The sequence below is a fragment of the Levilactobacillus acidifarinae DSM 19394 = JCM 15949 genome (assembly GCF_001434835.1).
Lineage (GTDB): Bacteria > Bacillota > Bacilli > Lactobacillales > Lactobacillaceae > Levilactobacillus > Levilactobacillus acidifarinae.
This window is the reverse complement of record NZ_AZDV01000005.1, coordinates 490,713-515,247: the sequence shown is the minus strand read 5'-3', so window position 1 is coordinate 515,247 and position 24,535 is coordinate 490,713. Positions and strand designations below refer to the sequence as shown.

Sequence of the window (24,535 nt, the reverse complement as noted above, 5' to 3'; positions counted from 1 at the left end):
GATAACGACTGGCTCGTCGAAGTCGACGTACTCAACGATATCGATTCACTCGTTGAAGCTGATTCACTTTCCGAAACAGATAACGACTCACTCGTCGAAGTCGATTCACTTTCCGAAACGGATAATGACTGACTCGTTGAGGTCGATTTACTTTCCGAAACGGACAACGACTGGCTCGTCGAATTCGACGTACTTAACGATAACGATTCACTCGTCGAGGCCGATTCACTTTCTGAAACAGATAACGACTCACTCGTCGAAGTTGATTCGCTTTCCGAAACGGATAATGACTGACTCGTTGAGGTCGATTTACTTTCCGAAACGGATAACGACTGGCTCGTTGACGTCGACGTACTTAACGATAACGATTCACTCGTTGAGGTTGACTCGCTTTCCGAAACAGATAACGACTCACTCGTTGAAGTTGATTCACTTTCCGAAACAGACTTACTTGTTGATGCTGCAACCGACTCAGCCACAGACTTACTCTTCTCACTAGCACTCTCTTCCGCCGTCGACACTGAAGCCGCTGCACTCATCACCGACTCTTTGTGGGTCGACAAACTTGCGGCACTCTCGGAGGCTTCACTAGCCAAACTCAATACCGACATCGACTGTTGTTGCGCGCTGTTCGCTGACAGTGATGCTAAGGAAATGGACGTTACGGACGCCGCCACGGATAAATTACTTAAGCTGGTTAAAACGGTCGAATACTGTGACTCTTCCGTTGCCAAACTCTGAGAGTCCTGGTTAAGGCTGTTCAAGACTGCCGAAGTCGCCTGTGTCGACCCATTATCATTAACATTTGAGGTGATAATGAAAGTCGCTTGACTCACCGACTGAACGATGCTGGTCAAACTCGCCGTAGAATCTAACACGGAAGCGGTCATTTCAGAGGTATTTGCTGACTGACTGGCTAGATTCTCTAGCGACTGGGAATTAGCCTGGCTGGTCGACGCCACGGCTTCTGAATGGTTAACTGATAAGGATACCCGTTGATTGATCGACGTCGAGGCCTGGGCCTGCGATAAACTGCGACTCTCACTTGCCACGAGAACCGAAGTCGAGTCCAGCGTTACGGACCACTGACTCTGGTCGCGACTAACCTGCTGTGACAAACTCGTTTCTGCCGAGTTGACACTGGCATCCCCCTGACTCGTTTCACTGACGACCTGCGCCAGACTATCTGCCGCTTCGGAGCCCGTCGAGTTAAGTTGATTAATCGAGGCTGCACTCTCCTCGTTAGCACTCACCGACGCCACACTGGCCGCCCATTGTGACGCACTTTGACTAGCCACCATCGACGCTTGGCTAGCGGACGCTTGACTGACACTAGCTTCCGCCGTTGATACTGAGGCGACCGCATTCGTTAATGAAGCCTGTCGTTCCGTTAGACTGGCCGCACTCCCCGTCACCGCAGAGGCTAAGGAGGCCACCGCTTCAGATTGTAGCTGCTCACTCGCCAAGGACAATGACGTCACCGATAACGACACCTCAGCTTCCGTGACGGATTGTGCGCTCAGACTCGCGACGCCCGATGCAATTGCCGTACTGGTACTCAGCATCGCGGTTGAGGCATCCGCTAAGCTCGTTAAGGATCGATAATTACTGTTCGTTAAGGTTGTTGAGCCTTCAATAGCACTGACTAAACTAGCCGAAGCCTGATCGAGTTCCGCGGAAAGCGCCTGTGACTGGTTAACAAAATCCGAGACCGCAAAAGAAGTGGCCGAAACCGTGCTCGTTATCCCATCTGAACGGGTCGACAGACTCGCCGTTGACGTAGAAGTCTCAGCCGACGTTGAAGCATTTTGAGTCGCCACACTCTGCGATGCTTTCTCCCGTTGAATTTCAGAAATTGAGGCCGACTGCGTCGATAGGCTTTGCTCCTTGCTGGCTGATGCCGCCGATTGCGAATTAACGGCCACCGACCACTCGCTTTGGTCCGAAGCAATTCGTTGACTCAAACTGGCTTCCGCCGTGCTTAATGACGCCGTCTGCTGGTCACCTTGACGCACACTGGTGGTTAAACTCGTTAATTGGTCGGTCACCACCGAATTGACTTGGCTGGCCGCGGTCACCCGTGTCGCTAACGAAACGCTCTGATCCGCCAGCGACAAGTTACTCATGCTAGCTTCACTGACTGACAACATGGAGAGCTGGCTAGCCGCCTGACTCGTCGTGCTACCCAAGTTCGCCTCGAACGTTGAGACGGCTGATTCCTGGCTTTTCTCCGATAAGGACCACTCACTTAGACTGGCAAACGATACTGAGGTCGTCATCGAGGTTAGCGCCGTTGAGACCGAGTCCATGGCCGTGGACGTCGCTGAATAAAGACTTTCATTGGATTCCGAATTCTTAGCAATTGCGGTACTAACATCAGAATTCTTGGCGTCTTCACTATTAACTTCCGATAACAGCGACTTTTCTTCAGCCGATTTTTCAGTTAACGCACTGTCGGCCAAAGAGGCCCCCATACGATCCGCGATAATCTCATAAATACTATTGACGGAAGCAACGGAGTCTGCATACTCAGACTCAATGTTGCTTCTCATATTCGAAACACTCTGAGAGGCCGAAGCATACGCTAAGTTCTGGCTATAAATGGACGCCGAAGTTCCCATAACATAACTTACCGATTGTGACCCCACCGCCGACATGGAGGCACTTTCAAACGCAATGGTACTATCTTGCGCTGATAACGAGGCGCTATCTTGTACCCGCTGTAAACTAACGGTTGACGCTAGTTTTTGTGATTGATCAACGGACTTTTCCGCTTGAATTTGAGAAGCTGAAGCGGATTTAGTAGCCAGACTATTAGCGGCCGATTGGCTTTGAACTGCCGTGCTCCGCGACAGCGAGGCCGATTGCGAGACATCGCTTAGGCTGGCTTCCGACGCTGAGACCTCGGACTGTTGTTGAACCGTCAGCGAACCGGTCGCCTGTAAACTGGCTTCCGAGTCCGAGATTTGCTGCAGTTGGGTCGACAGTTGAGCCGTCGCCGTAGACGTCTTGGCGGTCGAGTAGGCTTGATACTCACTGGTATCGCTGCCTTGCCGTTGACTGACACTATCGCCCGTTCGTGATTGGTTCGAGGCGCTTTCATTGTCTGATACGGAACGTTGGGCAGTACTCCCCGAGGCCACCGATCCCTGCGAAATCACGGTCGAGACCGAGGCTGATTCACTGGTCGACGCCGTGGACTCCGACGTGGCCGGAATGGTCCCCTTAGTCTGGGTTGCCGCGACATCGTCGGCATCCACTGACTGAGCGACCCCCACGTTAGTATTCGCCGAGGCCGTCACCGTGGTGGTCAGGCCCATTCCCAGCAATCCCCCAATTGCTGAAATGGCCGCAGCGACCCACTTAGTCCCTGCCTTGTAAAGTTTAAAATGTGTCTTCTGGTTGCTTCTCCGCAACTCAGACTGGCGTTTCGGCGTCAATCCTCTCATCCTCATCCACCCCTGTCTCTATGGCCATACGTATCGAATCTATTCACCATTCAGTTTAGCACATAGTATGTCTATAAAATTGTTAAAATAAATATTAATTTCCCATCAAAACAGTTATTGTGGATATGAAAATGGACACCCCAAATGATTAAAGGTGTCCATTTTCTGTAAGAACCGTTAAGTTCAGTTTTCTGCTTGATCTGCGGCTTCCCGTTGCCGTTGGCGGGTCCAAATCTGGGTGATCAGCCGTTCCAAAGTAATCTGAGCCATCTGCGTTTCGGCAGCGTGTTGAACCTCCTGATACGCCTCTCTGAGCGTTGCTTGGATGTTGCCACCCACGATGCACAACGGGTTGGTCTTGTCATCAACGTGGAGGAGATTGGGCTCATCCTCAACGGCCCGATAAATGTCTAACAGCGTCACGTCACTCGGTGAGCGGGTCAGTCGTGGCTGGGAGGTCCCCTGTTGCGTGGTCAGCAGGTGGGCCTGGCGTAGCGCCACCATCAAACGACGAACCAACGCCGGATTAGATTCCACACTGGCCGCAATCGCGGTGCTAGATAGGCTATCGTCGTGATAAATCTCGATATACGCTAGAATGTGTACCGCATCGCTTAGTTTATGCGAATACCGCATCCCTGTTCACCTCCCCTGAGCCCGTCGCTTGAGCGTAGCCGTCAGGAACTCCGGTAAGTTTTGGGCGGGCCGGCCCATGATCTTACGGTAATCATCCGTCACCGTTGCCAACAGGCCCTGGGCCCCACCGGCATACATCGAGGCCAGCATGTGACCTTCGTTGCCTTGGTTATACATCTCGGCAAACTGGCGTAACGTCACCGGGGCGTACCCGATTGAATGGCCACTCACATCACTTAAAACCCGGGCCAAGGCGGGCATGGTGTAGGAGCGTTCCTGAGTTAACGTATAGGTCGTTTGGGTCCACAGCGCCGGAGTCACCGCCACCTTCGCAAACGCCGCAGCACTTTCTTCTAGGCTAATGAAGCTTAACGACGCATCCCCCATTGGGTAAATGACGTTCTGGCGGTCAATTAGTTCCGGCAAATAGGGCACCAACGGATCGGCGTACAAGGCGTTCCGTAAAATCGTGTACGATAGCGCCGTCTGGGCGAGACGCCGGGGCACGTAGCCGTAAAAGGCGGACAGCGCAAACGGGTTCGTCGCCTGATCGGCGATGAAACCCATCACGATCAAATGTCCCACGTTGGCCCGTTCCACGGCCGTTAAGACGTGCTCAAATTCGGTGACCCGGCTGAAACTGTCATGACTCTTGCTGGGAATGTAGATGGCCACGTCGGCATCCTGCAACACCGCTTGGACGGTGGCCGGTTGTTGGTAATCCAGCCCCTTAACCGTCATCCCTTGCGCGGCAAAATTAGCGGCCTTCGCCGGCGTATGCACCCCTAACACCATCTCCTGAGGCGCAACTAATTGCGCTAAATGGCGCACCACCGTTTGGCCTAAATGCCCCGTTGCTCCCGTAATCACGTAACGCATCCGCAAAACTTCCCTTCGTTAAGTTCTAGTTGTTACTCGTATTGTTACATCTTTTGCCAAATCTGTCAATTTTCCATCCTCACTCATCCAAACGTTTGGCGCTTATCCCAAGATTAACCGTTTATTAGTGAAACTATGAGCATTTTTAATAGACCTCTTACTCCCGGCTAACGGTCTGCTTAGCCCGTTCTTAAAACACTATGCTTTAATGAAGATGATTATATAAGGGAGTGATTTCGATGGATCAACTACTAGCGAACCAAGTTATGTTAATTACGGGGGCCGGCTCAGCAATTGGACGCAAGACGGCCAGTCTGCTGGCCCAAGCGGGGGCCAAAATCGTGGCCGCCGACGTTCCCGGATTGGCGCTTACCGTCACGGTCAACGACTTGACGACTGCGGGGTTCACCGCCATCGCGGTACCAACCAACGTGCTGAACCCCGCCGCCGTACGGGCCCTACTGACCACCACCATTCACCACTTCGGTCGGTTGGACGGCTTAATCAATCACGCCGGGGCGATGACCCCGTTGATTTCCCCGGAGACTTTCGGCGACAAACTCTGGGATCAGGTCACCACGACCCATACGGCCAGTGTCACAACGGTCACGCGTGAGGTCCTCCCCTATTTCGCCCGCCAACACCACGGCGTTATCGTTAACGTGGCCACGGTTGGTCAACTCACTAGCGATCAGACGGAAACGGCCTACACGGCAGCTAAACGGGCCATCACCACCCTCACCAAAAAGCTAGCAAACCGGGCCGCAACTAACGGAATTCGGGTCAACGCCATCACGCCCGGAAACATTCAAGCCGATATTGTCGAACCATTACGCGTCCGGCGAGCCCAGGAAGCCGGCGGGTTGGAAGTTGCCACCCGGACCAGTAACGAAATTGCTCAAACCACCCTGTTCTTGGCGACCAACCAAGCTAGCGACGTCAACGGGGTTATCGTTTCCGTAGACAAGGGCTGGACGTCTTCAATTCGCCCGTGAAAAAAGCCGTGGGACCCGCAGCGTTAACTCCGCTCGGGTCCCACTTTTGGTGTCCTCATGGTGCGCTAGCCTAGAGGTCCACCCCTCCGTCGACCGCCAGAACTTGCCCCGTCACGTAATCGTTTTGCATCAAGTATAGGTAGGCCGAAGCAACCTCCCCGACCGTGGCGACCCGCTTCAACGGGACCCCCGCACTAAACGCCTTGATCTGGGCGGCTTTCTGCTGTTCGTTCAAGTTGCGCCAAAGACCGGTGGGCGTCCAAGTTGGAGCGACCGCGTTCACTCGATAGTCCGGCGCCATTTCCACGGCCAACCCCGCTACTAGGGTATTAATGGCCTGGTTCCCCACGATAGCCCCCGACGCGTCGGCGGGATGCCCTCCCGCTCCGGACGTCAGAATCAGACTGCCGTGGTCGTTTAGGTGCGTCGCCGCCAGTTGTGCCAGCTGCAGGTTGGTGAAAAACTTGTCCTCAATGGCTTGTCGAATGGCGGCCACCGAGTTATCCAGAAACCCGCCACCCATGGCGCCCCCTAGAAATGAGAGCACGTGATCAAACGGCATTTGGGCCGCAAAAAAGTCGCGGAGGGCCTGGGGGTCCTGCGCGTTTAACGCCGTCCCCTGAACCGCGGGTCCGGCAGCGGCCAATCGTTTCAAGGCCGCCTGGACCCGGTCCGGTTGGTGACCGATCAGGTGAACCTGGGCCCCGGCTGCCAGGGCCTGTTGGACCACCTCAAAGCCAAAGCCAGAGGTGCCCCCGACGATTAAAACGCGTTGTTGTGCAAGTGTCATACAAATTGCCTCCTATTCATGATTAACGCCTATTTTAGACTAAAAACGACCTTCCAACTAAGGAAAGTCGTTTTTATAAAGCGCTTTCATTTCGAGTTTACCACATGCCGATGACCTTCATCCATAAACTCCCGATGCCACCCCAAACGACCAGGTAGAACAGGCCTAAAATAAAGTCCATGCGCCACCAGTCGCGTTGGGTAACGTAACCCGGGCCGAACATGATTGACGACGGCCCGTTGGCGTAGTGGGTGGTCGAGCTAAAAATGGCGCCGTCAAAACCCAATAATAACGCTGCTAACATCGGCGGCGCTCCGGCGGAAATGGCCACCCCCAGAAAGGCGCCGTACATCGCCGACACGTGGGCCGTGGCCCCCGCAAACAGATAGTGTGCGTAGAAGTAGACCAGGAGTAAGACCAGTAACACGATGCTCCAGTGAACCCCGTGTAAACTCTGCCCGATACTTTGTGACAGCCAGGGAATAAAGCCCAGACTATTCAACTTACCGGCCATCAGAATCAGAATAGAAAACCACAGTAACGTGTTCCAGGCTCCGGTCTCGTGCAGGATATCCTGTAACGACAATACCCCGGTGAAGAGTAACAGGGAAACGGCCAAAAAGGCAACCAGCGTGGCGTCTAACCCAATAAAACTCGATAACATCCATAACACCAACGCCAGTAAGAAAATCCCGCCCATTAATTTTTCGGGTAACGATAACTTGCCCATCTTGGTCAGTTCCCCGTCGGCCCAAGCCCGCGCGTTGGGCGTGTCCTTGACCTCCGGCGGGTACATCTTATAAATCAAATACGGCACACAGATCAGACAAATCAACCCCGGCACGCTCCCCGCCAGGAACCACCCCATCCAGGTGATCTGAACGTGCATCGATTTAGCCAAGGCGACGGCGATCAGGTTAGGCGCCATCGCGGTCATGAACAGGCCACTGGTGGCGATGTTGCCGTGAAAGGCCGAGTAGATCAGAAACGAGCCCACCTTACGTTCCGTTCCGTTCTTAGGCGTCGACCCGTACGCACCGGCTAGCGATTCGATAATCGGAAAGACGATGCCCCCCGCCCGAGCGGTGTTACTGGGCGTCGCCGGGGACGTGACTAGATCCACGCCAATCAACGAATAGGCTAGCCCCAGCGTTTTCTTGCCGAAGAGCCGCACGAAAATCAGAGCGACTCGCCGGCCCAAGCCCGTATTCACGAACCCCCGCGACAGGAAGTAGGCCATGGCAATCATCCAGACCGTACTGTCCCCGAACCCGTCGATTGCCTCGTCGACCGGAATCACGCCCAGTAAAGCCGCCAGCGTCAGCATGATGATGGCGACCGCCCCAATCGGTAACGGCTGGGTGATGCAGCCGATAATCGTGGCGACGAAGATGGCCAGCATGTGCCAGGCAATCAGGGAAAGCCCGACCGGTCGAAACGGCGCCGTCAACCAAATCAATAGGCCGATCACCACCGGCCAAAGCATCTTTTTGTAATGAACTCGATGTAACGTCATCTGCAAAACCTCCGTTTGTGTTGTGACCCAGTGAACAAGTCTGGGTAAAAAAAGCACCTCAGCTCAGAGCCCCAATCGGCCCTAGTCTGAGGTGCTTGCCTTATCGTGGGTGCCAGTCGGATCGGTCCTCGGGGATTGGGTGTGGGGCACCTGATCACCGACTCCTATCGGTGACGTTTCGATCCCAACCAAGTACCGTTTTTCGTGGCTGGCACGTTACTTGATAAATTTAACTTGGGCGTCAATCTTTTTGATTTCGGCTTCCTTACGCTTGTTAAATTCAATCTTGTTCTTTTCAAATAGGTTGTCACCGTTGGTATCGATGGAGACAATCAGCGGACCGAAATCCTTCACCTGGCAGGACCAGAGAGTTTCGGGCATCCCCAGATCCTTCCACTGCGCGTCCACAATCTTTTCGACGTGCAATGCCGCGTAAACTGCGTTGCCGGCCGGATAAACCAGGTGGAGGGCCTTATACTTCTTGCAGGCCGCCTGAGTGCCGGGGCCCATGCCGCCCTTGCCAATAATCAACTTAACGTTGGTTTCCTTGACGAAGTCTTCTTCAAACTTCTCCATCCGCATACTGGTCGTCGGCCCGACCGCCACCATCTCGTAGGTACCGTCGTCGTTGGCCTTAATAATCGGACCCGCGTGCAGGATGGCCTTGTTGGCTACGTCAATCGGTAACGGCCGGTGTTCTTCAACTAATCGCCGGTGCGCCACGTCACGACAGGTGGTCATCGAGCCGTTCAGATAAACGATGTCCCCGATGCGAATGTCCTTGATATCGTCGTCGGCGATCGGTGTGGTTAAATGCCAGGTTTTCATTAGAGTTCAACCCCCTCGTTCAGTGGTAAATCGTAGTTTAGGTCGCTATCGAAGTTAATCTTGCCGCGCCGGTGAGACCAGCAACCGGTCGAGACGCCGACCCCAATGGCGGATGGGTGCCGGGCCGTGTTGATCACGTTGACGCCCATGACGGAGGCCTTCCCGCCAAAGCCTTGCGGACCTAAGCCAATGTTGTTGATGCCATCTTCCAGCAAGTGTTCCAGCTTCGCGGCATTCTTATTCGGGCTGACACTATCGACCCGCCGCATCAGGGCCAGCTTAGAGTTCAGTGCCGCCGTTTCCGCGGAGGTGCCGACCCCGACCCCCACTAATAATGGGGGGCAGGCGTTGATCCCGTAACTGGTCATTCGGTCCATCACGAACCGCACGACCCCTTCGTACCCTTCACCGGGCATCAGGACTTTGGCCTCACCGGGTAACGTACAACCGCCCCCGGCCATGTAAACGTACATTTCAATGTCGGCACTGTCGTCAACGATTTGCATGAAGACGGACGGGATCCCGTCGCCGATGTTCATGCCTGTGTTGAACTCGTCAAAGGTTTGGACCGCGTTGTGCCGTAACGGGGCTTGCTTGGTCGCCCGGTAAACGGCGTCCTTTAGAATCGCGTTGAGTTCGCTCAAGAGCGGGAACTTAGCCCCACACTTGATGAAGAACTGTAAGGCCCCCGTGTCTTGGCAACTCGGCCGCTTTAGCTTCCCCGCCAACATCTGATTTTCCATCATGGTGTCGTAGATCAGACGCTGTAACGGATCGACTTCGATTTTAGATAATTCGACTAATTTTTTGGTGACGTCATCAGGCAAGCGGTGACTCACAACGGTGATGTAATCGGCCAAAATGTCGCGCATCTTCTGGCCCTTGGGTGATAGCACCGGTTCGGTGTAATCATATGTCATGGTATCCATAAGTTTCGCCCTCCTTATTTACAAGTCCTAGCTTACCCAGAAACCGGTCCCAAAACTAACCGTTAAATACGGACCTCGTTGGTCGTAACTCCCGCCTTCAAAATCACAAGAATCGCCCACTCGATTTTTAACCATAAAAAAAGGTCCCCTCACGTTCCGGCTAAAAGCCTGATGGTGAGGGAACCTGGTGGTGAGACGTTAACCAATCAACCGAAAATGGCGGGGAACCCCATCATAAGAATCGGGTAATCCCATTTTAACGACTCAACACATTTTTTAACTGAGCGACCTTGGCCTTTAAGTCCTGATAGTCCCGCTCGTGTAACCGATAAACGCAAGTTTCACACGGACTGACCACGTCACCGTGTTCGGCGGCTGCTACTTGCGCCAAGCGGTCCTGCACCATCCGCGACTGGGCGGGGGTCAACGCACGCTTAAAGTGGTCGTTTTGGGAGCGCACCGTCGGGGACAGCTGTTGCCGATAGGTCGACGGCGTTTGGCCAAAGTGTTTTTTGAACATTAGGTTAAACGACTTAATCTCCTTAAAGCCGTTAGCCAGCGCAATGTCCCCGATCTTCTGGGGAGTCTCGCTGAGGTCCTGAACGGCGTGTTGCAACCGGCACCGCACCAGGTACTCGTAAAAGTTGATGCCCAATTCTTCCTTAAAGATCCGCGATAAATACGACGGGGAATAATTACCGACCCGCGCGGCCGTTTCCAACGTCACATCTTGCGTGTAGGCGTTATTCAAATACGCCATCACGTTTTCAATCGAGCCTTGCCGGCGTTGGGGCAGATGTCGCGTCGGGGCGTTGGCGTTAAAAAAACGCCGCCACAGGAGTGCCGTGATCCGGTAAATTAACGCGTTACGTTCAAAGGCACTGGCGGCCCGTTGCGGTGCCAAGGCTAGTTGGGCCAAGGCTTGGCGCAACGGCGCGTAAGCCACGTTAAGTTTCAAAGCGGCACTGTTCAACTCGAACTGGCCGTGACTCAGGTCAATTCCCTGTCGGGTAAAGAACGCCGGATCAAGGTGCAGCCGTAGCGCAATACAGTTACCAGCCAACGCAAAGGTGGCGTGACCGCAGTTGGAGTTGATGGCCAACAGGTCGTTTTGGTGTAAGACGTGCCGGGTACCGTCGACGTTGACCTCGACGTCACCCGCCAACAACCATAAGATTTCGATTTGATGGTGCCAATTGTAATGATAACTGCCGACCGTATACACTAACAGGTCGTAGTCCACCTGGACGTGATCCAGGTACTTTTCGTGAGTTTCCATGTCCGTCACTTCTTTGTTCTTTGCTCTCCATGTTGTGGGTTCATTCTACCATAACCTCCGACATCGCCCCAGACAAAAGCGGTGAACGTTATCGTTCACCGCTTTTACCAATCTATTAAATTAGTTTAGTTTTGACGTTTCCGCCGAACCAACCAGCCACCTAATAGACTGCCCGCTAAGGTCAAGCCTAACAGTTGGGCCCAATTGCTGTGGACCTCGCCGGTTTGTGGCAAGCCGGTTCCCACGCCGGTCCCCCGACCCATGGCAACCAAGAGTTGCTGTTCAATGGTTTCCAGTTGGGCAGCTAACGTGGTGTCGTGAGCGGCTTTGGCTTCGGCAATAGCCGTTTCCAACTTCGTTAACGTGACTTCCCGTTGTGCTTCGGTCGTGTCCGCCGCTACCTCATCTTCAAACTCTTCGACGATCTCATCATCCTGATGGTGATGACCGTAAGACGTTTCTTCTTCCACGTCGGGTTCTTCAGTCGTCGGCGTTTCTGGTTCTGGCGTTTCTGGTTCTGGCGTTTCTGGTTCAGGTGTTTCCGGTTCTGGCGTTTCCGGTTCCGGCGTTTCTGGTTCAGGTGTTTCTGGTTCTGGTTCTGGCTCCGGTGTTTCCGGTTCTGGCTCCGGTTCTGGTAGCGGAACGTCAATACCTGGGATCGTCACGGCAACATCGGGATCGGGATCTTTAGGCTCTTCATTCCCATTATCCTGCAAATCCCACCGGTGGGTTTCAGCATTCACCACGACCTTATCGGCAATGATGTTTCCATCAAGGTTCTGGTTGGCGATGATTGTCCCAGATGGGGCCAACACGCTCCCCTGGAACGGCCGATCTACGTGAACGGTCCCCGTGTACTGTTGGTCGGTCGCCGAACGGTCGACAAAGTTCCACAGTAAATGGTTATCCCCAAAGTCCTCGGTTTCCTGATTATTCCGGTCGGTTCCGTCGCTGTAAACAATCTTGATCTGTGACATGATATGATAGTCGGGATCACTCCCTGTATCCACGTTAATGATAATCGTGTTCCCGTCGGCATCCGGTGATAGCCCCTTAATCGTCAGTGGTGTATCCCCTTGCAAAACGTCCGGCGACAAGTTCAGAACAATCCGGCCATTTTCGTCCGGCGTCATGTCCGTAACGTCAATGACCCGGTTATTCCGGTCGGCAAAGTCCGCGGCCGTGTAATCCTGCACGCTCGGTAAGGCCGCAAAGTTCGCGTTCTTCGTTCGTAATTTTTCAAATTCCTTATCAAAGTCTATGTAAGTCTGACCACCTTGGTCTTGGTACACTTCGGACGACAGTAAGTGATCGATATAGGTTCCGTTGACCAACGGCCGGTCGGGCGTACTCAGATCGATAGTGATGCCCTCACCAAACACCACTTTATTTTCCCGCGTCGGTCCCGCAGAAACGAAGGAACTATTCGCAATATTAGTAATATTTTGGATATACGAGATATCTTTATCCAGCAATTCTTCAATAATGTTAGTCCCGAAGTTAACGTTACCCACCAGGTTTTGGACGGCCACGTTCCCGTTGGTGTGGGCATTTAATTCTGCATCCCGTGCAAAGATGTGGAAGGCCGACGACACGCCCAACAGATTGTCTTGTTCAATCGTTGGATAGTCGTCGTAAACGCTCCCCCCGGATTGAACACTGGTGGCTGCTGTTGGTTGAGCAACTGTCCTAGCAGCATGGGCAAACCGCTTGGCTAGTTGCCGATTGGCGGCCAACTTTTGGGTTACTTTGTCGTTAGTTACGGCGGATTTCGTGGACTGGGAGTTCCGGTCTAAGTTGGCTGACGCCGGGGTTACCGAAGACGATTTCGCCGCACTTGGCTGGGTCGTTTCCGGCGTGGTGGTCGACTTAGCCGACGAATCATCCGTCGTTACCTTAGCCGTTCCCGACGTCTGCGTCGTTGACGTAGACTCAGTCACTGTAGCCGACGAGTCACCACTGGCCGACGGCGTAGACGAATCCGTCGTTGACGATGACGTTGTTGAACTACTAGTCGTTGCCACCTGAGATGTTGCGGATTGGCTGCTAGAGTTGGTTGTCTGACTGTCCGCATGTGCCACCGTTGCGCCGCCCCCGAGAGCTAACACCAGTGCACAAGCAAAAACCCACTTACGGCCACTCTTATACATCTTAAAATGTGTTTGTTTAGTTTCCATACTTAGTTATCCCTACCTTCCTGGTCTAAATTCCTCCTTCATTTTGACTCTAGTTCTGGGAACAATCAATATAAATAACAAAATTATTTTAAATAAAAAATTATAACCATTTTATCAATTCGCATCTAATACTGTTTCTCGAATTTGTCAACTCCAAAAAGGGCCAACTATCCCAAAGTTGGCCCTAAACTTAACTATTTATTTTGACGCGTCCGGCGACTAAACCCACTTAGTGCCATCGTCACTAACAATGCGGCGCCAATCCAAACGCCAATGCGCCCTGGATGCTCATTCGTTTGGGGTAAATCACCGTCAACCACCGGGGCACCCTGACTAGGGAACACGGTTGGGGTCAGATCTTCCCCCCATGGTTGGGATCCCGGCGTCGAACTGCCACCGGGTTGGTCCGAATCTAAGCCCCCCTCAAACGGTCCTGCCGGGCCAATAGTGCCCGGGCCCCCCGTTATATCGTCATCCTGTTCATCAGTCACCGCGGGAATGGACTGACTAGAACTAGAACTGGAACTTGGCTCTGAACTGGAACTGGAACTGGAACTGGAACTTGAGTTTGAGCTAGAACTGGAACTGGAGTCTGAACTGGAACTAGAACTGGAGTCTGAACTGGAACTGGAGCTGGAGTCTGAACTGGAACTGGAACTAGAACTGGAATCTGAACTGGAACTTGAACTAGAGCTTGGCTCTGAACTGGAACTTGAGTCTGAATTAGAGCTAGAGCTGGATTCCGAACCGTCGCCATTCCCTTCGGCCCCACTTCCATCGCCGTTGCCGCCATCACCCTCGATAGGAGTGTAAATCATCGTTACCTTATGTGCCTGGTCACTAAACGTTCCCTTTTCGTCACCTTCCGCTGACGTCCACTCATAACCCGCAATCGCTAGGCGTTCAGCCTCGTACGGGTCGCCAACCTGTCCGGTTAAAGTCACGTCCTCCGCAATCGTTTCGCCGGTCGTCGAGACGTAGGACACGGTGATCGGTTGTCCCGCCACGGGATCTTTAGTGTAGACGTAAGTCACAGTCTGGGACTGATCACTAAATTCACCTTGGGGCTTACCCTGAACTTCCTTAAACGTGTACCCCGGAATCGTCAATTGTTCCGTGGTGTACGAATCACCGACCACACCCTCGAGTACCACGTCATCGTGCAAGGATTTCCCATCCTGATCTTGATATTTAGCCGTCACGGATTTGGCCGCAGCCGCCAATTTGTAGGGTTGCGCAACCTTAAAAACTTTATCTTTGTCCTGCCCTAAAAGGTAGAACTTATCCGGTAACGGGGTCACGTTTTGCCCCGGTAACTCGGTTGGACCCGGTTCTTGATTCACAATATCGGTGAACTTCAAGCCCCCCTGGCCGTCGGGGGTCCCCGTTCCCCCGTTAAAGTAGTACGACCGGAAGATCTGATCGTTAGGCGTCCAGTCGGTTAATCGCGCGTACCCGTTCGGGGCTTCCAATTCAACTGGCGTACTGGTCTTGAATTTTAGCGCCACTTTCAGGTGCGCTGAACGGGTCTGTTCGTTAATGTTCACGGTTGGCCGTTCAATAAACTGATCCGTATACGTGAACTGGTCGTACTGGCTAATCGGCAGAACCGAAAAGTCCTCGATATGGTTCCAGCCCAGCGACATCTGGGTCACATTCTTGAGCCCCGCTAACGGCGAAACGTCCTTTAAGCGATTATATTGCAGGTTCAAGGCCTTTAACTTCTGTAAATCCTTTAAAGGTGTCACGTCCGTGATGTCGGCATTCAACCGGATGGGTTGGGTATTCAAATCACCACCTAAGGTCAACCGTTCCAGGTTGGTGGCGTACTGTAGGCCTTCCAACGAGTAGTCCGTTTTCCCGTCGATATAAACGTTTTTCGTGTCGTGGAGACTCTTCAAAAGTTGCATGTCGTCCTTAGTAACTTCGCTGGCACTTTGCCAGTTTTTATCCGGATTGTCGTCCTTTAAAGCCTTTAACACGGCCTCTTGTAGCCGCTCATTAGGCATCCAACTATCAATGGTCTCGTCGGCCTTGGACTTTACCGCAGTGGTCGTTGCGGCTGCCGCGGTCGTGGTTTTGGCAATTGCCGTGAGTGATCCCCCGGTTAGGCAAACCGCGGTCAAACTAGCAACGGTCAAGCTTTGAGACCACCAGCGCCGAGTCGCTCGTAACGTTGTCTGTGTCATGTTTACTCCCCCTGTACCTGAATTTCGTTATAACCTGTAAATAGCTCTTATAAAAGATAGCTAATACTCTAGCATTCAGGTCCCAGCAACGTCCATCCTTTCCCCGCCGAGTTCTCACTAAATTGTGTATATTTAAAATTGGAAATAAGTTTATATAAGCGATAATTGTCAATAATATCAGCGTTACATCCGGTTCTTAACTAACTGTATATAATTTAATTTTATACAGATCCACCCAATTATGATGGCAATTATGAAAACGATAACGTCGAAAATTGGGAATGAACCAGCTCGCTAATCCATTTAGCCGTTAACCCTAATCGTCCCAAACTTAACGACAGCTTAAAATATGACGGTCCCGCGCCAAAGCGTAATCGCAATGATATTTACCCGCAACTCGGCTGTAAAACCTAAGCGCTATCTTAGAGAGTGTACTCAAGCAACTACTTAAACTTCTACATACGAGGGATGGATAATTTTGAAAATCAAACAACTCAGTCTAACGGTCGCCGCCGCAGCGGCCTTTTTACCAGTTTGGGGGCTGGCCACGACGGCCGAAGCCAACACCACCAATACCATTAACAGCACCAGTAGCATGCCCGACACCCAGTACGTCCGGAAGAGTGCAACGGGTTGGACCTACAACTTAGGGGGCACGGCTAGCAACCTGACCTTTGGGAAGAAAACTCACTACTTAAAGAACTACCCGAATACGACTTGGCACGCCACCCAGAAACGATACATCACTAAGAAAAACGGCGTGAAGTACCTTTACTATTACGTGACCAACGGCCGGAAAACCGCTTCTGGCTGGATCTGGCACGGCTACCTACAACCGAAGGCCTATAACCACACCACAACCACCACGACCACTACGGGAACCGGAACTTATGCGTCCGTTCTGAAGGCCGCACAGGCTCAACTGGGCAAGCCCTACGTTTACGGCGGCAACGGTCCTAGTTCCTTTGACTGTTCCGGATTTACCAAGTACGTCTTTAACCAAGCCCTGGGGCAAAGTCTCCCCCGGACGGCCCAAGCGCAATACAACGCCTACGAGCACGTCAGCGCCAGCAACGCTCAACCCGGTGACTTGATCTTCTTTGGGACCAGTACCGGTAACATCACCCACTGTGGGATCTATCTCGGTAACCACAAGATGATCGACGCGCAACTTCGCGGCGTCGTCACCGAAGCCACCAACGTGTCTTGGTGGCACACGGTCGGTTACGCCCGGCCCGCCACGTTGAGTTAATCCACACCACAAAAAAAGCGGCTCACCCGTCAAGGGTGACCGCTTTTTTGCTCTATTCTATGCTGGTGAAACGTTCAGGGACTTCTTGGTCCCGTTTAAAATCTTGAAGAAACTAGCCAGTTCCTTCTTCCGGTAAGAGGCCGGAACGAACTCCCGAATGGTTTCTAAGTCGAACCCGGTAGCCAACTTGTTCCGATCGACCACGATTGGGTTCTTCAGGATACCCGGATTGGTCTGTAATAGTTCGACCAATTCGTTCATTCCCATGTCTTGAACCGAATTAGGTAGGGCCTTGTAGGCTTTAGACCGGGTCGAAATTAAATCGTCCGTGCCATCTTCCGTTAACGATAACATGTACAGAATTTCATCCCGGGTTAAAGGTTGTTTTTTAATGTCCCGTGCCGTAAAGATGGCATCGTGATTTGCTAGCCACTTCATTGCTTTCGTGACAGCGGTTGTTTTAGCGTGAAAGTACATTTTAATCATAGAATCGCCCTCCAATGATGTGCTTGTCGATGAGGTACTTGAGATTTTAGCACTCTTTTGTTTGAGTGCTAATTTATGTTAATTATTGTACACCACAATCGGCAATGATGAAACCCATTAGTCTTAACTTACTGACCTTTTAACCTTTTCTCAATTTTTAATTGAAAAACTGGGGTTTCTTAAGGCTATACCCCCACTTTAGCAGGCGAATCGGAGAACTTCGTGCCGGAAACGTGAAGTTTTCTTGAAGATGCTGACGATTGAAAGCCATAATACACAAAAAGAGTGGTTTTGGCAACCACTCTTCAGTAAACCTTATTTAATTAATCAAATCCTTATTGGACATTAGGAATTTAAATCAAACGCACTGGCCCGCGTCCACAGACCGTTTTCCATCTGATAGTACACCGTTTGGTTACCGTTAGAGTCCGTCCGGTAAGCTCGGTGGGTAATCGTAACCTTCCGATCGCTAATATCGGCCGTGGTCCCCTTCTGCTTAGCCAAGTCGGCATCGTTAAAGACGTTGTTGTAGACGGGGTAGATCTTCATCAGGTTTAATTCCTTGCTGTATTCGCTGATGGTGATCTTATCGAACTGCAAAGCGCCCTTCCGAATCCAGTACTTCGTGGTGGCATTCTTAGAGAAACGAATCCGGTACCACTGACCACTGTCGGCCGTTGCCCGCATGTCCAGGTAAACCCGCTTGTTCTTCAACTTCTTCCAGTCGTACTTCATGATGTTCCAGTTCTTGTGACCCCGAATGTGATTGTATAACGAGTAAGTCTTATAGTTACTCTTCAACTGGGCGTGCTGCGTATCTAAGCCACTCACGTAAGTTTCTTTCTTATTAGTTTGCGGCCGCTTCTTCAGCTTCTGTCCCTTATTCGGTTTAACCGTGGTTTGCGTGATCGTTGGGGTCGTGACCGCCGTTGCAACGGGCTTAGCGACCTTGATTTTGTTATTTCCAATCTGAATACCACTACCACTGCCAGTTAACGGGAAGTTGCTTTGAACAAACGGAACACCCTTCTTTTGCGTCGTGATGTTGTTGTTCTTAATCGTGACGTTGGTCATCGGGTTATCCGTACTCCCGCTATCCAAGTAAACGTATTGTTTCGTTGGGTTAACGTTGGTAAAGGTGTTGTTGGTGATGTTTAAATTCGACATCTGGTAATCCGGCTGTGAGTTATACAAGTAAATATAGTTCCCGGACCCCAGCACGTGTTGGTTGATGAACTTGTTACCGGTGATGTAAAGGTCCGACACACACTTAAAGTGAATCGTCGCCACCCCATCATCTAATAACGGCTTAGGATCAACCACCGTGTTATTAGTGAAGTAAACGTTGTGAATGATGCCCGCTTGCCCCTTGTTGTAGACGGCGTGCTCCCCAATAGGGTTCGGCGCGTAGGATTGAACCTGTCCCGATTTCCGAGAAACCGGTAAGAACTGGTTATGGTCCACCGTCACGTTATAGGATGGCAAGTTATCGTATTGGTCACCCGCCAGCTTGTAGGACATCGCCTTTTTGTTCGAGTAATCGACCTGGATGGCTTCCTTATAATCCATCGACCCGTTGAACCCGGTGAACACCGAATTCTTCACGGTCACGTCATGACTCCCATCGATATCGATGTAGTGACCAGTTGGTGATTCGGCGTTGTCGAAGACACAGTTATTGAACGTCACGTTTTTAGCGTGGTTAATACTTTGGACGAAAACACTCTGGCCCGAGGCCGTGTTATCCCCCTGGAACGTTGCGCCGTTCCAAGTGACGTTCGAAATTCCGCCATCGTAGCCCGCTTGGGGACTTGGATAGGCGATATTTAACCGTTGGCCGTTCGTAATCCGGAACACAGCGCCCTTGTCAAAGTTAAACGTGATATTACTGTGTAGGACCACGTGACCCGCGTTAAACACGTAAGTTCCCTTGGGAACGTGCACCGTGACGCCATCACTATTGTTAAATTTATCGATCATCGCTTGAAATGCATCGTTATTAACGGTCTTAGCGTCACCGGTCATCCCCTGGTGAACTGCGTTAATCGTCGTCGCCGCGTGAGCAACGACCGTCGTTGACGGTGTGAGATCGGCACCCCCAGCGGTAAATCCTAGCAGCGTTACCCCCAATGTTACCGCTGCAAGCAGATATTGCTTACCCCTCATTTTCAAAAAAGCCCCTCCATTCGTTTCCAAAAAATCTTTCAACACTTTCATTATAACTAAGACAAGAAAGCGTTGGGTCAACTTAACCCAATTGTTACACGATTGAAAGATTTTGGCGAAGGAGAGGCCTTTAATCAATTGTTGTCTATTAAGTTAACTAGTCTAACCCATCCGACTACATCATCTTCGAAATGTCGTCATGTAGTTGGTTCAGGCGATCGACCACTTGGCCACGCACTTGGGTGTAAACCTTGACACCGTCTGGGGTCAACTTCAGGTTATGTTGCCGCCGGTCAACCTTGGAGGCGATACTTTCGATCAGGCCCGCCCGCAACAACCGGGAGATTTGGCCCGAGATCATCGACTTGGAGACCCCAATTTGGTTAGCAAATTTCGTGGGGGTAAAGTCGTCTCGTTGGTCCGTAATGGCGTGTAACAAGTTGAATTGTTCCAAAGAAATTGTAATTTCGTCGGTTTTGATGGTCGTTACCGGCCGCATAATTTTTTGTAATTGGGAAAACCATTCTAAAGATTGACTCAGCTCGTTCGTTTGCGTCATAGATACTATTCTTCCTTTCAAATATGTCGTTTCAGCTCTTAAGATGTTACTATTATGACCCACTAATCATTCATTATAACCGTTATTTTCAGCATTTATGTTACCGTTTGATTAATAGTTTATAGCATTGCGAATGGAAACACTAGCCATTCGTGTGAATTTAACGCGGATTTAACGATTTCTGCGTCGTTGAAATCTGTCTGTAAACTTCGTATGATGAGACTAGTAAATTCTAACCAGTTAAGGAGTCCAGTATGACAAAAATCAAAATGATTGCAACGGACGTTGATGGCACCTTTTTGAACCAACAACGGCAGTACGACCACGACCGTTTCGCTCAGCAACTGCAACGACTGCAAACCGCCGGCATTCGCTTCGTCGTCGCGAGTGGCAACCACCTGGGGCACCTGCACCAAGTCTTCGCCCCGACGCCCGCCGTTCAGACCTTTGTGGCCGAAAACGGTAGCCTCATCGTGGACCACGGTCACACGTTATTTCAAACCACGATTCCGTTACCCGTGGTTCGTGAGGTGGTTACGGCCATTCTAGCAGATGACACCATCCGCCCCCAAGTCTTACGCTTGTCGGGGCAACACGGGACCTACATCAACCGGACCGATCAATCCAACGACCCGGCCTCACAGGCCTACTACTTCAACAACGTCGTCCTAGTCGACGACCTGACGACGGTTGAAGACACCATCTACAAGATCAACGGGGAATGGCCGAATCAGACGATTCAGTCTTTGGCGGCGAAACTAAACGCGAAATTCCCGCAACAAATTCATGCAGCCGCCAGTGGCTTCGGGAGTATCGACATCATCGCCCCCCACATGAATAAAGCCATTGGTGTGACCCAACTGGCCCAAGCCTGGCAAATCGCCCCCAGCGAAATCGCCGCCTTCGGGGATAACGATAATGACTTGGAGATGCTGCGCCACGTGGGTTTTGGGGTAGCCATGCGCAACGGTACCGCTACCGTCAAACAAGTCGCCAACCTCATTACGCCCACGGATAACGACCACGACGGCGTCTTGAACGTGATTGATGCCATTCTAGACCAAAAAGTTTAAAAGAAGCTAAACTCTTCGGACGGTTAACCAACTTGGTTAATCGTCCTTTTTAAGCCAGAGAAGTTGGGCAATCAGTTGCCACATTTTACGTGCGGAGTGCAACCGCCCGTGACCTAAGCCCGGGATCGGGTGTTCGGTATAGTGAATCGGGCTTTGCGCCACCACTCCGCGTAACGCCGTGGCCTGCCAGACGGGAACTTGACCGTCCGTGGCGTGCCCGGCTAAACGCCCGTATACGTTATGGATTTCGGCGCCCGCGTTCGCCCATAAATTCTGCCGTAACGTTAATAACCGTTGATAGGCGGGATCCGGCTGGTTGGCTTGGCCTTCGTTCACCGGCGTGCCCAGTAAAACTAGCCGTCGTAACCGCGGTAACGACGGGTCGGCCCCGTCTTGTACCAGGCTTTGGACCATCGCACTGCCGCCCCAAGAATGGGCGACTGCATTGTAGCTGGTCACACCGTAGCGGCGATGTAAGGCCCGCAGAATCTGAGTGACCCAGCGGGTTTGTTGCCGGTAATCGAACGTGAGGTTCCGGTCAAAGAGGACCTGAATCGTCGGATTGTCCGCTTGGCCCGTCCAGGCCCCCTGAAAATGCAAATGGTTACGGTAATCGACGCGTACCGTCAGGACTTTGGCGGCGTACCCCTGACGGGCAAACCACCGTAGCATCCCGTTATAGGTCCACGCATTACCGCCCCATCCCGGAATAAATAAGGTTGGCGTGGGTGTCGATTGGCAGTCCCTCCGGCCCGCTGTGGGCAACGACTGGACGGCTCGCCGACTTAGCCAGTGATAGCTAAACCAGCCACCACCCAGGGCTACCGGTAACCAACGCCATTTATTATCCATACCGTATTCCTCCTAAACTCATTCATTATGCCAGTTTTTTTAATTGTGCACAAGGTAAGTTTCGCTTTCTGAATATTTATACTCCCTAAACGACTTCGTTAAATAATTTATCTGTACAAATTTAAATTAGGTCAAAATCCTATTATATCAATAATTGATTACCATTCAACCGCTCGTTTAACCAAAATTGTCAGCGAAAATAATTTGACAATTATCCGGACAAAAAATAAAATAGATATTATAATGAAAACGCTTTATTAAACTAATTATAAAAGAATCGAGGAACGGCTTATGCAAACGACAGCAACGAAATGGGACACTTACCAAAACCAACCCGTCACCCAATACGAAATCGAAAATGATAATGGGGTTAAATTAGGCGTTTTAAGCTGGGGGGCTACGCTTCACAAGCTCATGGTCCCTGGTGACCACGGTGAACATAACATGGTGTTATCTTACCATAAAATGACTAATTATCTCGACAATCCGTTCTACGTTTGCATGGGCATCGGCCGGACCGGTGGCCGGATCACCCGCGGAACCGTGACGGTTGACGGTCAAACCTACCACTTGGACACCAACGAAGGGAAAAACACCCTGCACGGTGGCCCTAATGGCTTTAACACCGTCAACTGGGACGGGACCATCGATGATAGCGACCCTGATATCGCGAAGATCATCCTGACCCACACGTTCAAGAGTACCGACGACTCCTACCCCGGTGACTTAACCGCTAAGATCATTTGGACGCTGGACAATCACGACCAAGTCACGTTGACCTTCGAAGGGACCGCCACGGCCACCACGTTATTCAACCCAACGTCTCACCTGTACTTTAACCTAAGTGACGAACCGTTGATCGTTGGCGAAACATTACAAGTCAACAGTCACGAACACCTCGACTTAAACGACGAAAAGTTACCAACCGGGAAGATGATTCCAGTGGCCGACACGCCATACGACTTCTCCAAGGGTCAAAATCTGGGTGAAGCCATTGACGCGCTTCAAGGCATCCCCGAAAAGGGCTTCGACGACGTCTTCCACCTGGACCCAGCCACGGACGGGACCATCGCCAAGTTAAGCGATCCGAAGTCCAAGCGTTCCGTCACCATGAAATCCGACCGCAACGCCTTAGTAGTCTTCACGGCGAACTCCTTCGATAAGTCGTTGAAACTCACCACCGGCGACGGCCAACCTTACATGGGGGTTGCCTTAGAACCCCAAAACTTACCAGATTCTATGAACCACGACGGGTTCGGGGACATTACCTTGCCAGCCGGCAAGACCCAGACCTACCACGTTTCCTACGATTTAACCTACTAAAGTCCCCTCTTGCGACGCCACCGATTTTCGGTGGCGTTTTATATTGATTTGTTATCAAAAAAGTTGACACTAAATACCCCCCATGGTAATCTGGTAAAGCGTAATAATTATCATTTATTTGAAAGGAGCTTTACGCATGGCAAAAAAGTCTAAGATTGCAAAAGAAAAGAAAATCGAGGCCACGGTCGCCAAATACGCCACTAAGCGCGCAGAATTGAAGGCGGCGGGCGATTACGCCGGACTGGCCCTCTTACCCCGGGATGCTTCCCCAGTTCGGATGCACCACCGCGATCATTTAGATGGTCGGCCGCACGCCTACATGCGGAAATTCGGGTTATCCCGGTTAAACTTCCGCGACTTAGCGCACAAGGGTCAAATCCCTGGCGTTAAGAAGGCCAGCTGGTAATTAGGCCAGCCCGTTAACCGACATCACGCCCTGCTGGTATCTCACCGAGGCGTGATATCTTGGTGATTCCCCGTTGCACGGTGTTGCGGCGCGGCCATCACTCGGGGGAGTTGCTCCCCCACCCTAACCCAAACCTAACCTGGTCCCGCCCTTGTGGCGGGGCCTTTTTTAATTTGACAGGCTCCCTGGCCTTTCGTAGACTGGACACTAGACTATTTTCTCAAAGGAGATTCCCTATGCAAGTTGAATCCATTGGGTGGGAATTTGACGTCTTACAAGCCAATTCGTTTGACGACAACTATCCCCGCCTCGAAGCTGTTTTCGTGGGTGTCGCACCTGCTGTGGCCTACGACGCCCAGAACCAACCCAAGTTCCAGCGGACCATCGAACGGCGCCTCCGCGACTTAGAAAAGCAATTACGCCAAACCCACCAAGCAGACCTCTCCGCACTGGGTAGTGCCGATTTAACCCGTAACGCGACCATCATTCAAGACTTGGTGGCGGACTATCACACTCAAATTACCCAGCAAATTCTGATTACGGGTCAATTAGAGCTTGAAAGCCTGACGCTCGCCGGCGAATGGCCCCTCTTCTGGGCCCAAACGTCACCGCTAGTCCAACAAAAGGACCACGAACGCGAACCCATGCCGTTCAGCGAACCGACCCCAACAACGCCTCAGGGCTCACAACCGACATCCACATCAACCACGGATGATCACCCCGATAACCCGTACACCCCGGTTTAACCCCA

20 protein-coding genes are annotated in these 24,535 nt (G+C 51.8%); 6 read left to right on the top strand and 14 right to left on the bottom strand.

What is annotated here, in order from left to right; translation table 11 throughout:
• From FD25_RS04670 to FD25_RS04660, 3 genes are all read right to left on the bottom strand, one after another.
• The coding region (locus tag FD25_RS04670; RefSeq protein WP_170207356.1) for a KxYKxGKxW signal peptide domain-containing protein at positions 1–3,449 on the bottom strand (3,449 nt) is incomplete at its 3' end.
• Between the two features lie 183 nt (positions 3,450–3,632).
• Entirely contained in the window at positions 3,633–4,085 is a 453-nt protein-coding gene (locus FD25_RS04665; protein WP_057801822.1) for an Rrf2 family transcriptional regulator, read from the bottom strand.
• Positions 4,086–4,091: 6 nt separating this feature from the next.
• The gene (locus tag FD25_RS04660) at positions 4,092–4,964 is read right to left on the bottom strand and encodes an NAD(P)H-binding protein (protein ID WP_057801820.1); all 873 of its coding nucleotides are present in this window, start codon (positions 4,962–4,964) and stop codon (positions 4,092–4,094) included.
• Positions 4,965–5,203: 239 nt separating this feature from the next.
• Between FD25_RS04660 and FD25_RS04655 the strand changes: the two genes are divergently transcribed.
• Positions 5,204–5,959 carry an SDR family oxidoreductase gene (locus tag FD25_RS04655; RefSeq protein WP_057801819.1) on the top strand — a complete coding sequence of 252 codons (756 nt, stop codon included), beginning with the start codon at positions 5,204–5,206 and terminating at the stop codon, positions 5,957–5,959.
• A 70-nt stretch (positions 5,960–6,029) separates the two neighbouring features.
• Here FD25_RS04655 and FD25_RS04650 read toward each other — a convergent pair whose 3' ends face one another.
• From FD25_RS04650 to FD25_RS04620, 7 genes are all read right to left on the bottom strand, one after another.
• On the bottom strand, positions 6,030–6,749 hold the full coding sequence (locus FD25_RS04650) for an SDR family oxidoreductase (RefSeq protein ID WP_057801817.1): 720 nt from the start codon (positions 6,747–6,749) through the stop codon (positions 6,030–6,032).
• A gap of 97 nt (positions 6,750–6,846) precedes the next feature.
• Positions 6,847–8,265 (bottom strand): anion permease, encoded by a 1,419-nt coding sequence (locus tag FD25_RS04645; RefSeq protein ID WP_057801815.1) that lies wholly within the window; start codon positions 8,263–8,265, stop codon positions 6,847–6,849.
• Positions 8,266–8,481: 216 nt separating this feature from the next.
• Positions 8,482–9,093, bottom strand: a complete 612-nt coding sequence (gene ttdB / locus FD25_RS04640; protein ID WP_057801813.1) for a L(+)-tartrate dehydratase subunit beta — start codon at positions 9,091–9,093, stop codon at positions 8,482–8,484.
• Positions 9,093–10,022, bottom strand: coding sequence for a L(+)-tartrate dehydratase subunit alpha (gene ttdA, locus FD25_RS04635; RefSeq protein ID WP_057801811.1), 930 nt, complete (start codon positions 10,020–10,022; stop codon positions 9,093–9,095). The genes ttdB and ttdA overlap by 1 nt, the downstream gene beginning before the upstream one ends.
• Before the next feature lie 256 nt (positions 10,023–10,278).
• A complete protein-coding gene (locus FD25_RS04630) occupies positions 10,279–11,301 on the bottom strand; it encodes a helix-turn-helix transcriptional regulator (protein WP_057801808.1) in 1,023 nt (340 codons plus the stop codon).
• Positions 11,302–11,426: 125 nt separating this feature from the next.
• A complete protein-coding gene (locus tag FD25_RS04625; protein WP_057801806.1) occupies positions 11,427–13,478 on the bottom strand; it encodes a collagen-binding domain-containing protein in 2,052 nt (683 codons plus the stop codon).
• 194 nt (positions 13,479–13,672) lie between these two features.
• Positions 13,673–15,667 (bottom strand): MucBP domain-containing protein, encoded by a 1,995-nt coding sequence (locus FD25_RS04620; protein ID WP_057801804.1) that lies wholly within the window; start codon positions 15,665–15,667, stop codon positions 13,673–13,675.
• Positions 15,668–16,145: 478 nt separating this feature from the next.
• Here FD25_RS04620 and FD25_RS04615 point away from each other — a divergent pair, with 478 nt between their 5' ends.
• Positions 16,146–16,919, top strand: coding sequence for a C40 family peptidase (locus FD25_RS04615; RefSeq protein ID WP_057801803.1), 774 nt, complete (start codon positions 16,146–16,148; stop codon positions 16,917–16,919).
• A gap of 57 nt (positions 16,920–16,976) precedes the next feature.
• On the opposite strand, the gene FD25_RS04610 is transcribed toward FD25_RS04615, so the two are convergent.
• The 3 genes from FD25_RS04610 to FD25_RS04600 form a co-directional block, all read right to left on the bottom strand.
• Positions 16,977–17,405, bottom strand: a complete 429-nt coding sequence (locus FD25_RS04610) for a Spx/MgsR family RNA polymerase-binding regulatory protein (protein ID WP_057801801.1) — start codon at positions 17,403–17,405, stop codon at positions 16,977–16,979.
• Positions 17,406–17,750: 345 nt separating this feature from the next.
• Positions 17,751–19,571, bottom strand: coding sequence for a GW dipeptide domain-containing protein (locus tag FD25_RS04605; RefSeq protein WP_225428584.1), 1,821 nt, complete (start codon positions 19,569–19,571; stop codon positions 17,751–17,753).
• 175 nt (positions 19,572–19,746) lie between these two features.
• Positions 19,747–20,130: a MarR family winged helix-turn-helix transcriptional regulator gene (locus FD25_RS04600; protein WP_057801799.1), complete on the bottom strand. Its 384-nt coding sequence runs from the start codon at positions 20,128–20,130 to the stop codon at positions 19,747–19,749.
• A gap of 254 nt (positions 20,131–20,384) precedes the next feature.
• Between FD25_RS04600 and FD25_RS04595 the strand changes: the two genes are divergently transcribed.
• Positions 20,385–21,203 carry a Cof-type HAD-IIB family hydrolase gene (locus FD25_RS04595; RefSeq protein WP_057801797.1) on the top strand — a complete coding sequence of 273 codons (819 nt, stop codon included), beginning with the start codon at positions 20,385–20,387 and terminating at the stop codon, positions 21,201–21,203.
• 36 nt (positions 21,204–21,239) lie between these two features.
• Here the strand turns inward: FD25_RS04595 and FD25_RS04590 are convergent, their stop codons facing one another.
• Positions 21,240–22,055, bottom strand: a complete 816-nt coding sequence (locus tag FD25_RS04590; RefSeq protein WP_057801795.1) for an alpha/beta hydrolase — start codon at positions 22,053–22,055, stop codon at positions 21,240–21,242.
• Positions 22,056–22,346: 291 nt separating this feature from the next.
• Here FD25_RS04590 and FD25_RS04585 point away from each other — a divergent pair, with 291 nt between their 5' ends.
• The 3 genes from FD25_RS04585 to FD25_RS04575 all read left to right on the top strand — a co-directional run bounded on the left by FD25_RS04585 (position 22,347) and on the right by FD25_RS04575 (position 24,530).
• Positions 22,347–23,378 carry an aldose epimerase family protein gene (locus tag FD25_RS04585; RefSeq protein WP_057801793.1) on the top strand — a complete coding sequence of 344 codons (1,032 nt, stop codon included), beginning with the start codon at positions 22,347–22,349 and terminating at the stop codon, positions 23,376–23,378.
• 136 nt (positions 23,379–23,514) lie between these two features.
• The gene (gene rpsN, locus FD25_RS04580) at positions 23,515–23,784 is read left to right on the top strand and encodes a 30S ribosomal protein S14 (RefSeq protein ID WP_057733768.1); all 270 of its coding nucleotides are present in this window, start codon (positions 23,515–23,517) and stop codon (positions 23,782–23,784) included.
• Positions 23,785–24,020: 236 nt separating this feature from the next.
• Positions 24,021–24,530, top strand: a complete 510-nt coding sequence (locus FD25_RS04575) for a hypothetical protein (protein ID WP_057801791.1) — start codon at positions 24,021–24,023, stop codon at positions 24,528–24,530.
• Positions 24,531–24,535: the final 5 nt, after the last annotated feature.